The following is a 7763-nucleotide window of genomic DNA, read 5'->3' on the forward strand; positions in this document are numbered from 1 at the left end:
CGGGCCGGCCGCCGCCCCGGTCCCGCAGGCCGCGGCGGCGGCGCGGCCGAGCCTCGCCTGGATGCTCGACCGGAGCCCGGCGCTGGGCGCCGGCACCGCCACGGCCTTCGGGGGCGAGGCCCCGCCGGTCGCCGGCTTCCAGGTCGCCGCCGCCGCCCCGTCCCCGGCGGTCCGGGAGATCGCCCGGCAGGTCGCGCAGGCGGAGCGGGCGCGGGCCGCCCAGGTCCGGATGGCCCAGGCCAAAGCTGCGGAGAAAGTCGCCGAGAGAGTCGCGGACAGGACCGGCGATAAGGCCGGCGAGAAGGGGACGGGGGCGCCGGTCCGGATGGCCGCGGCCGAGCCCACGCCCGCCGCCCTCGCCCCCGTTCCCGCCCTCGTGCCGCTGCCGGTGGCCCGCCCGCCCGAACTGCGGCGCGCACCGGCGCCGCCCGCGCGGGTGGCGAGCCGCGCCCTGCCCCGGACCCGCGACGTGTTCCGCGCCGCGATGGCCGAGGAGCCGTCCTTCTTCGAGAAGCTGTTCGGCGTCGGCGCCGCGGCGCCGTCTCAGGACAGCCGCCAGGACAGCCGCCAGGAGCCCCGTCAGGCGCTGGCCTATGCCAGCCCGGACGCCCTGCCGCAGGAAGCGCCGCGCACCCGGATCAGCCCGGAGCCCGATTCGGTGGCCGGCACGGCCGTCTACGACATCACCGCCCGCACGGTGACGCTGCCCTCCGGCGAGGTGCTGGAGGCCCATTCCGGCCTCGGCGAGCACATGGACAACCCGCGCTACGTCCACCTGCGCATGCGCGGCTCGACCCCGCCCGGCACCTACACGCTGACCGAGCGCGAGCGCCTGTTCCACGGGGTCCGGGCGATCCGGCTCAACCCGGTGGGCGGCAGCGCCGCGATCCACGGCCGCGACGGCCTGCTGGCCCACACCTACATGCTGCGGCAGCCCGGCGCCTCGAACGGCTGCGTCTCGTTCCGCGACTACAACCGCTTCCTGCAGGCCTTCCTGCGGGGCGAGGTTCGGCGCCTCGTGGTGGTGGCCGGCAGCGGCGACGGCGGCGGCATCCTGAACCGGATCGGCCTCGCCGGGCGCCGGGGCGGCCGGGGCTGAGGATCCGCGGGCGCTGCGGCGCGCCGGGCCGGAAGCCCGAGCGTCACTAAAGTCCGAGATCACTTCGGCGCGGCGCGGCTTTACGCGCCCGCCCAAGCTGCCTTAACGGGGCTCAGACGCCAGCCCTGACAAGAGGCACCCGATGAAACTGCCCCGCCGCTTCTTCCAGCCCCTCGCCACCGGCGCGCCGGCCCCGTTCCGCGAACTGCCGGTGCGGCTGGAGCGGATGATCCACTTCGTGCCGCCCCACAACGACAAGGTTCGGGCTCGCGTGCCGGAACTCGCCGGGACCGTCGACGTGGTGCTGGGCAACCTCGAGGACGCGGTCCCGGCCGATCAGAAGGAGGCGGCCCGCAAGGGCTTCGTCGCCATGGCCCAGGCCACCGACTTCGCCGCCACCGGCACCGGCCTCTGGACCCGGATCAACGCCCTCAACTCGCCCTGGATCTTGGACGACCTGTTCACGATCGTGGCCGATGTCGGCGACAAGCTCGACGTCGTGATGGTGCCCAAGGTCGAGGGACCGTGGGACATCCACTACATCGACCAGCTGCTCGCCCAGCTCGAGGCGCGCCACGGGGTGACGAAGCCAATCCTGGTCCACGCGATCCTGGAGACCGCCGAGGGCGTCGCCAACGTCGACGCGATCGCGTCGGCCTCGCCGCGGATGCACGGCATGAGCCTCGGGCCGGCGGACCTCGCGGCGTCCCGCGGCATGAAGACCACCCGGGTCGGCGGCGGCCACCCGGATTACCGGGTGCTCAGCGATCCCTCCGGCGATGCCCCCCGCGCCACCGCCCAGCAGGATCTCTGGCACTACACGATCGCCCGGATGGTCGACGCCTGCATGGCCAACGGCATCAAGGCCTTCTACGGCCCGTTCGGCGACTTCTCCGACGGCGACGCCTGCGAGGCGCAGTTCCGCAACGCCTTCCTGATGGGCTGCGCCGGCGCTTGGACGCTGCACCCGAGCCAGGTGGCGATCGCCAAGCGGGTCTTCGCGCCGGACCCGGCCGAGGTCGCCTTCGCGGCCCGGATCGTCGAGGCCATGCCGGACGGCACCGGCGCCGTGATGCTCGACGGCAAGATGCAGGACGACGCCACCTGGAAGCAGGCCAAGGTCATCGTGGACCTCGCCAGGCTGGTGGCCGCGAAGGACCCGGAGCTGGCGGCAGTGTACAAGCTGGGGTGAGGGTTACCGAGCCCGCGATACGCCTTTCCCGTGCGGACTACTAGATTGGCGCATCGTGTGCGGCACAGCAGCGGCAGGATGAAGCGCGGGTCCCCTCTCCCGTGCGGGAGAGGGACAGGGTGAGGGATCAAGTCTGTCCGGAGAAGGCGTGTGCCTACACGCGCGTCGACGGCGTGCCCTATCCTGGACTTTCTCGACCCTCACCCCAACCCTCTCCCGCACGGGAGAGGGGGGCGCGTCGCGCTTTGCCGCCAGCGTCGACGTCCGATCGGAGAGGTTCGTCGAGACAGGCCCACGCAAGCGGAACGGCCAAATCATTCGCTGAATGAGCGGCCGAACTGCCGGAGCCGGGCGGTGAATAAGTCAATCCCGCAGGCCCGCAACCTGCGCCGCACTCAAACCTCGGCCGAAGCCAAGCTCTGGCGCGTTCTGCGAAACCGGGCCCTGAACGGCTGGAAGTTTCGCCGACAGCACCCGATCGACCGATTCATCATCGACTTCGCCTGCATCGAGGCGAGGCTGATCGTCGAGGTCGACGGGGCAACGCACTCGACCGCCAGCGAGGTCGCCCAGGATGCCGCGCGCACCGCGATCCTCGAATCGCTCGGCTTCGCCCTGCTCCGTATCTCGAACGCCGACATCCACGAGCATCGCGACGGCGTGCGCGAGACGATCCTGGCGGCCCTCGAACGCCGCGACACGGTCTAGAACCGTTCCCGATCGGGTTGGGACGCAGGCGATCGGCGAGCCCGTGCCGAACGAGGCGCGGGTCCCCTCTCCCGTGCGGGAGAGGGGCAGGGTGAGGGCTGAGAACAGTCCGGAAGAGTCGCGGCCTGTACGCGCATCGGCGGCCTGTTCAGTCCTGATCCTTCACGTCCCTCACCCCAACCCTCTCCCGCACGGGAGAGGGGGCCAGACGCGGCTGGCGAGACCGGGCTCGCCGTCCTTCCCGACCGTTGCAACATGGTCGGATACGGCTCTAGGCGGCGCTCACCCGCCGAACCGCGCTCGGTAATCCTGCGGCGTCGCCGCGACGTGCCGCAGGAAGCTGCGCCGCATCGTCTCCTCGGAGCCGAAGCCGCAGGTCCGGGCGACGCGCTTGACCGGCTGCGCCGTCTCGGCGAGCGCGCGCCGGGCCGCCTCGACCCGCAGGCGCTCCACGGCCCTGGCCGGGGTGAGACCGGTCGCCTCGCGATAGTGCCGGCTCAGGCTGCGCGCGCTCATCCCGGCCGCCGCGGCGAGCGCCGGCAGCGACAGGTCGCCGGACAGGTTGTCGGCGATGTAGGCGTGGAGCCGCCCGAACCGCTCCTCGCCCGCCTGCAGCGCCAGCGCCGCGCTGAACTGCGCCTGCCCGCCGGGGCGCTTGAGGAACATCACGAGGTGGCGCGCCACCTTCAGGGCGGTCGCGCGGCCGAGATCCTCCTCGACCAGCGCCAGGGCCAGGTCGATGCCCGCCGTCACCCCCGCCGAGGACCAGACCGGGCCGTCGCGCACGAAGATCGGGTCGGGCTCGATCCGGGCGCGCCGGTAGCGGGCGGCGAGCGCCCCGCAATGCTTCCAGTGGGTCACGGCCCGCCGCCCGTCGAGGAGCCCCGCCGCCCCGAGCAGGAACGCGCCGGTGCAGACCGAAGCGACCCGGCGGGCCCGGCCCGCCCGGGCCCGCACCCAGGCCACCAGGGCGGCGTCGTCGCAGGCCGCGACGACGCCGGGGCCGCCCGCGATCACCAGCGTGTCCACCGGTGCGTCGGGTTCCGGCAATGGGTCGGCCACCAGCCGCAGGCCCGCCGAGGCGGTGAGCCCCGGGTCGCCGGCCGCGATCACCCGCGGCGCGTAGGGCATCCCGGCGCCGCCGTGCTCGTTGGCGGTGGCGAAGACCTGGAGCGGCCCGGCCACGTCGAGGAGCTGCACCGACGGGAAGGCCAGCACCTCGACCGGGCGCGGCGGATCTGGCGAGAAACGAGGGCTCTTTGGCATTTCGGCCAGATCCTGACGCGCTAGGATCCCCCTGTCCACCACGGAGGCCCGGCATGATCCCGCCCGACACCCACCTGCAGATCGGTTCGCTCCTGTTCGAGGGGCTGGACCAGATCGACCTCACCGGCCCGTTCGAGGTCCTGTCCCGGGTGCCCAACAGCACCTACCGGGTCTACGCGCCCGGCCCGGAACCCGTCCGCGACGTCCGCGGCCTCCGGATGCTGCCGGATGCCACGCTCGTGGAAGCCCCGCGGCTCGACGTGCTGCACGTCCCGGGCGGCACGGGCCAGGAGGCCCTGATGCGGGACCCGGCCGTGCTCGGCTGGATCCGCGACCAGGCGGCCGGGGCCGGCCACGTCCTCTCGGTCTGCACCGGCGCCCTGATCCTCGGCGCGGCCGGCCTGCTGGTCGGGCGGCGGGCCACGACCTACTGGAACGCCGTCCACCTCCTCCCGTTCTTCGGCGCCGAGCCGGTGGACGCGCGCGTGGTGATCGACCGCGACGCGGACGGGCGCACCTGGGTGTTCGCGGCCGGCGTCACCGCGGGCATCGACGGGGCGCTGCAGCTCGCCGCCGCGCTGCGCGGCGAGGAGGCCGCCCGGACCATCCAGCTCGGCATCCAGTACGCCCCCGAGCCCCCCTTCGACAGCGGCACGCCCCACACGGCCTCCCCGGACACCGTGGCGCGGGTGCGGGCGGCGGCGGCCGACATCACGGCCCGGCGCGAGGCCACCGCCCGGGCGATCGCGACCGAGCTCGGCATCCGGATCCCGTAGGGGACCTCCGATGGGCCTCACCCGCGTTCGCGCCTTCGCGGCCGCCCTGGCGGCGAAGGACCGGGACGCCGTGCCGGCGCAGATGGCCGAGGGGGTGGTGCTCAACACCCTGCTCGCCGCAGAGCCCGTGCGCGGGACGGCGGCGATCCGGCCGGTGGTCGACGCCCTGCTGGCGGCGGTCGACGCCTTCGAGATCCGCGCGATCCTGGAAGGCCGCGCGCACGCCGCCGCCCTCTTCGGCGCGACGGCCGGCCCGCACCGGCTCGACGGGATGGATGAGTGGCGCCGCGACGCGGCCGGGCGCATCGCCGAGATGACCGTCCCGTGGCGGCCTCTGCCGGAGGCGATCGCCGTCCGGGACCGCCTGGCCCGCGCCGCGGAAACGCCGACTTCCGCGGCGACCGGGTGACACGATCCGTCATCGGACCTATCTGTCCGATCTGGACGGGTTGAACCATGTCGGACGTAACACTGAGAACCGCGAAATTCGCGATCGGCGCCGTGGTGCGCCACCGGATCTACCCGTTCCGGGGCGTCGTGTTCGACGTCGACCCGGTGTTCGACAACACCGAGGAATGGTGGCTGTCGATCCCCGAGGAGGTCCGGCCGCGCAAGGACCAGCCGTTCTACCACCTGCTCGCCGAGAACGCCGAGACCGAGTACGTGGCCTACGTGTCGGAGCAGAACCTCCTGCCCGACACGTCGGGCGAGGCCCTGCGCCACGCCGGCATCGCCGAGATGTTCGAGCGCGACGCCGCCGGCGCGTACCGGATGCGCGACCGCGCCACGAACTGAGGCGCCCCGTCCGTGAAGGTCCCGGCAAGCGGCGGGCGCTCGTCTGCCGCGACGGCCCGTGCCGCCGGACGAGCCCGCCCGAGGGTCGCCAAACCCCGCTTCGCCGCCGCGTTCCTGCGCGCTGGCCTGCTCGCTGGCCTGCTCACGGGCACGGCGCGCGCCAACGACAGCGCGGCCGAGCTCGATGCCGGCGGCCTCGTCCTGCGGCGCGAGCCCGGGATCGCGCTGGTGAGCGAGGACCTGTCGATCGCCCGCGACCGGATCGACGTGGCCTACCTGTTCCGCAATCAGGTGCAGGAGCCGCGCACGGTGCGGATCGCCTTCCCGCTGCCGCCGATCGACGGGCGCGAGCTCAGCTTCTCGGCCCTGGCGCTGCCCCGGCCCGACAGCCCGAACTTCGTCGGCTTCACCGTCACGGTGGACGGCAAGCCCCTCGAGCCCGAACTGGAGGAGCGCGCCTTCGTGGGCGAGCGCGAGGTGACGAACCTGCTGCGCCGGCACGGTCTGCCGCTGAACCCGCTGCGCTTCGACGCGATCAGCGCGGCGGCCAAGCGGATCGGCGCGCCCGAATGGGCCGCGCTGGTCAAGGCCGGGCTCTTCCCCGACGTCCCCGACACGCCGGACCGGATGACCGAGGGGCTGTGGCGCGGCGAGGCCAAGTTCCACTGGCTCCAGACCTTCCCGCCCGGGCAGGAGGTCCGCATCGCCCACAGCTACGCGCCGGTGACCGGCTTCCACCTGCTCGAGCCGAAGGCTGCGTCCCGCGCGGCCTACCGGGCGACCTACTGCCTGGACGAGGCGGGGCTCGCGGCGATCCGGCGCCTGCACGCGAAGGCGGCGGATCCCGGCGGCGCCCTGCGGGCGACCGTGGTGCCCTACATCGTCACCACGGCGCGCAACTGGGCCGCGCCGATCGGGCGCTTCACCCTGACGGTCGACAAGGGCAGCCCGGAGGCGGTCGTCAGCTTCTGCCGCACGGACATCCGGAAGACCGGGCCGACCACGTTCCGCTGGGAGGCCCGGGACTACGTGCCCGACCAGGACCTGCGCGTGCTGATCATCCAGCCGGCTTCGGCGACCCCGGGGACGCGTTAGGTCCCGTCGCCGGGCGGCTCGAACGCGAAGGGCCGGACCTCGCGGCCCGGCCCCCGGTACGGACCCGCCGCGCGGCGGGTCGATGGCGCTGACTTGTTACGGGGCGGCTTACTTGGCGGCCGGGGCCGGAGCCGCGGCGCCGGCGGCCGGGGCGGCGCCCTGCTGCTGCTCGAGCTTCTTGCGCATGTCCTCGGAGCGCTTCTCCAGCTCCGCCTGAAGCTTCTTCTGCTGTTCCTCGAGGACCTTCGGGTCGATGGCCGGGCCGTCGAAGGCCTTGCCGAAGCCGGCCAGCGGCACCGCGAAGGTGACCTCGCGCTGGGTCTGGTTCTGGACCGAGACGTTCAGGGTCGTGCCCTTCTTCATCGCGGCGATCACGCCGGCATCGACACCGCCGGCCTCGGCGAAGCAGCCGTTCGGGAAGCAGACCGCGAAGCGGCCGGCGGTCGCCGCCTGGCCGTCGACGCTGAACCGGATGCCCGGCTGCAGCAGCAGGCCGAGCGGCAGCAGGTAGCGCACCACGCGCACCTCCTGCTTCTGGGCGGCGTTCTTCATCTCGTAGACCGCCACGGCCAGCACCGGCTGGCCCTGGTCGGACACGAAGTCGCGGGTCGTGTAGCAGATGTCGGTGCCCGAACCCTGGTCCTTGCCGCAGACCTTGGTCCAGTCGGCCTGGCTCGGCTCGGACTTCACCGCGACGATCTGCGGGCCCGTCTGGGCGGCCGGGGTGTTGGCCGCGGGGGTGCCCGGGGCGGTCGGCGCCGGGGCGGCCGGCGCGGGCGCGGCGGGCTTCTTCGGCTGCGCCAGGGCCGGCGCGGCCGCGAGGCCGAGGCCC

At 73.7% G+C, this 7763-nt stretch carries 9 protein-coding genes; 7 read left to right on the forward strand and 2 right to left on the reverse strand.

The window, feature by feature from the left end; translation table 11 throughout:
• The 3 genes from ACLBYE_RS28460 to ACLBYE_RS28470 all read left to right on the forward strand — a co-directional run.
• Positions 1-1099 (forward strand): tlde1 domain-containing protein (locus ACLBYE_RS28460; protein ID WP_447696726.1); only part of this gene is annotated, 1099 nt, incomplete at its 5' end.
• Between the two features lie 142 nt (positions 1100-1241).
• Positions 1242-2291, forward strand: a complete 1050-nt coding sequence (locus ACLBYE_RS28465; protein ID WP_447696727.1) for an HpcH/HpaI aldolase/citrate lyase family protein — start codon at positions 1242-1244, stop codon at positions 2289-2291.
• 354 nt (positions 2292-2645) lie between these two features.
• On the forward strand, positions 2646-2999 hold the full coding sequence (locus ACLBYE_RS28470) for an endonuclease domain-containing protein (protein ID WP_447696728.1): 354 nt from the start codon (positions 2646-2648) through the stop codon (positions 2997-2999).
• Between the two features lie 282 nt (positions 3000-3281).
• Here ACLBYE_RS28470 and ACLBYE_RS28475 read toward each other — a convergent pair whose 3' ends face one another.
• The gene (locus ACLBYE_RS28475) at positions 3282-4265 is read right to left on the reverse strand and encodes a GlxA family transcriptional regulator (RefSeq protein ID WP_447696729.1); all 984 of its coding nucleotides are present in this window, start codon (positions 4263-4265) and stop codon (positions 3282-3284) included.
• A gap of 53 nt (positions 4266-4318) precedes the next feature.
• Between ACLBYE_RS28475 and ACLBYE_RS28480 the strand changes: the two genes are divergently transcribed.
• The 4 genes from ACLBYE_RS28480 to ACLBYE_RS28495 are packed head-to-tail and all read left to right on the forward strand — an operon-like array spanning position 4319 to position 6931.
• Entirely contained in the window at positions 4319-5041 is a 723-nt protein-coding gene (locus tag ACLBYE_RS28480; protein ID WP_447696730.1) for a DJ-1/PfpI family protein, read from the forward strand.
• 10 nt (positions 5042-5051) lie between these two features.
• On the forward strand, positions 5052-5450 hold the full coding sequence (locus tag ACLBYE_RS28485; RefSeq protein ID WP_447696731.1) for a nuclear transport factor 2 family protein: 399 nt from the start codon (positions 5052-5054) through the stop codon (positions 5448-5450).
• 47 nt (positions 5451-5497) lie between these two features.
• Positions 5498-5836, forward strand: coding sequence for a heat shock protein HspQ (gene hspQ / locus ACLBYE_RS28490; protein ID WP_012318638.1), 339 nt, complete (start codon positions 5498-5500; stop codon positions 5834-5836).
• 12 nt (positions 5837-5848) lie between these two features.
• The gene (locus ACLBYE_RS28495) at positions 5849-6931 is read left to right on the forward strand and encodes a DUF4424 domain-containing protein (protein ID WP_447696732.1); all 1083 of its coding nucleotides are present in this window, start codon (positions 5849-5851) and stop codon (positions 6929-6931) included.
• Between the two features lie 108 nt (positions 6932-7039).
• Here ACLBYE_RS28495 and ACLBYE_RS28500 read toward each other — a convergent pair.
• Positions 7040-7763, reverse strand: a 724-nt coding sequence (locus ACLBYE_RS28500) for an invasion associated locus B family protein (protein ID WP_447696733.1), incomplete at its 5' end; no start/stop codon positions are given.

The organism is Methylobacterium sp. A52T (assembly GCF_053346095.1).

Coding starts and splice junctions, on each gene's coding strand:
- ACLBYE_RS28480 (WP_447696730.1), top strand. CDS start 4,319: ATGATCCCGCCCGACACCCACCTGCAGATCGGTTCGCTCCTGTTCGAG.
- hspQ (WP_012318638.1), top strand. CDS start 5,498: ATGTCGGACGTAACACTGAGAACCGCGAAATTCGCGATCGGCGCCGTG.
- ACLBYE_RS28485 (WP_447696731.1), top strand. CDS start 5,052: ATGGGCCTCACCCGCGTTCGCGCCTTCGCGGCCGCCCTGGCGGCGAAG.
- ACLBYE_RS28475 (WP_447696729.1), bottom strand. CDS start 4,265: ATGCCAAAGAGCCCTCGTTTCTCGCCAGATCCGCCGCGCCCGGTCGAG.
- ACLBYE_RS28465 (WP_447696727.1), top strand. CDS start 1,242: ATGAAACTGCCCCGCCGCTTCTTCCAGCCCCTCGCCACCGGCGCGCCG.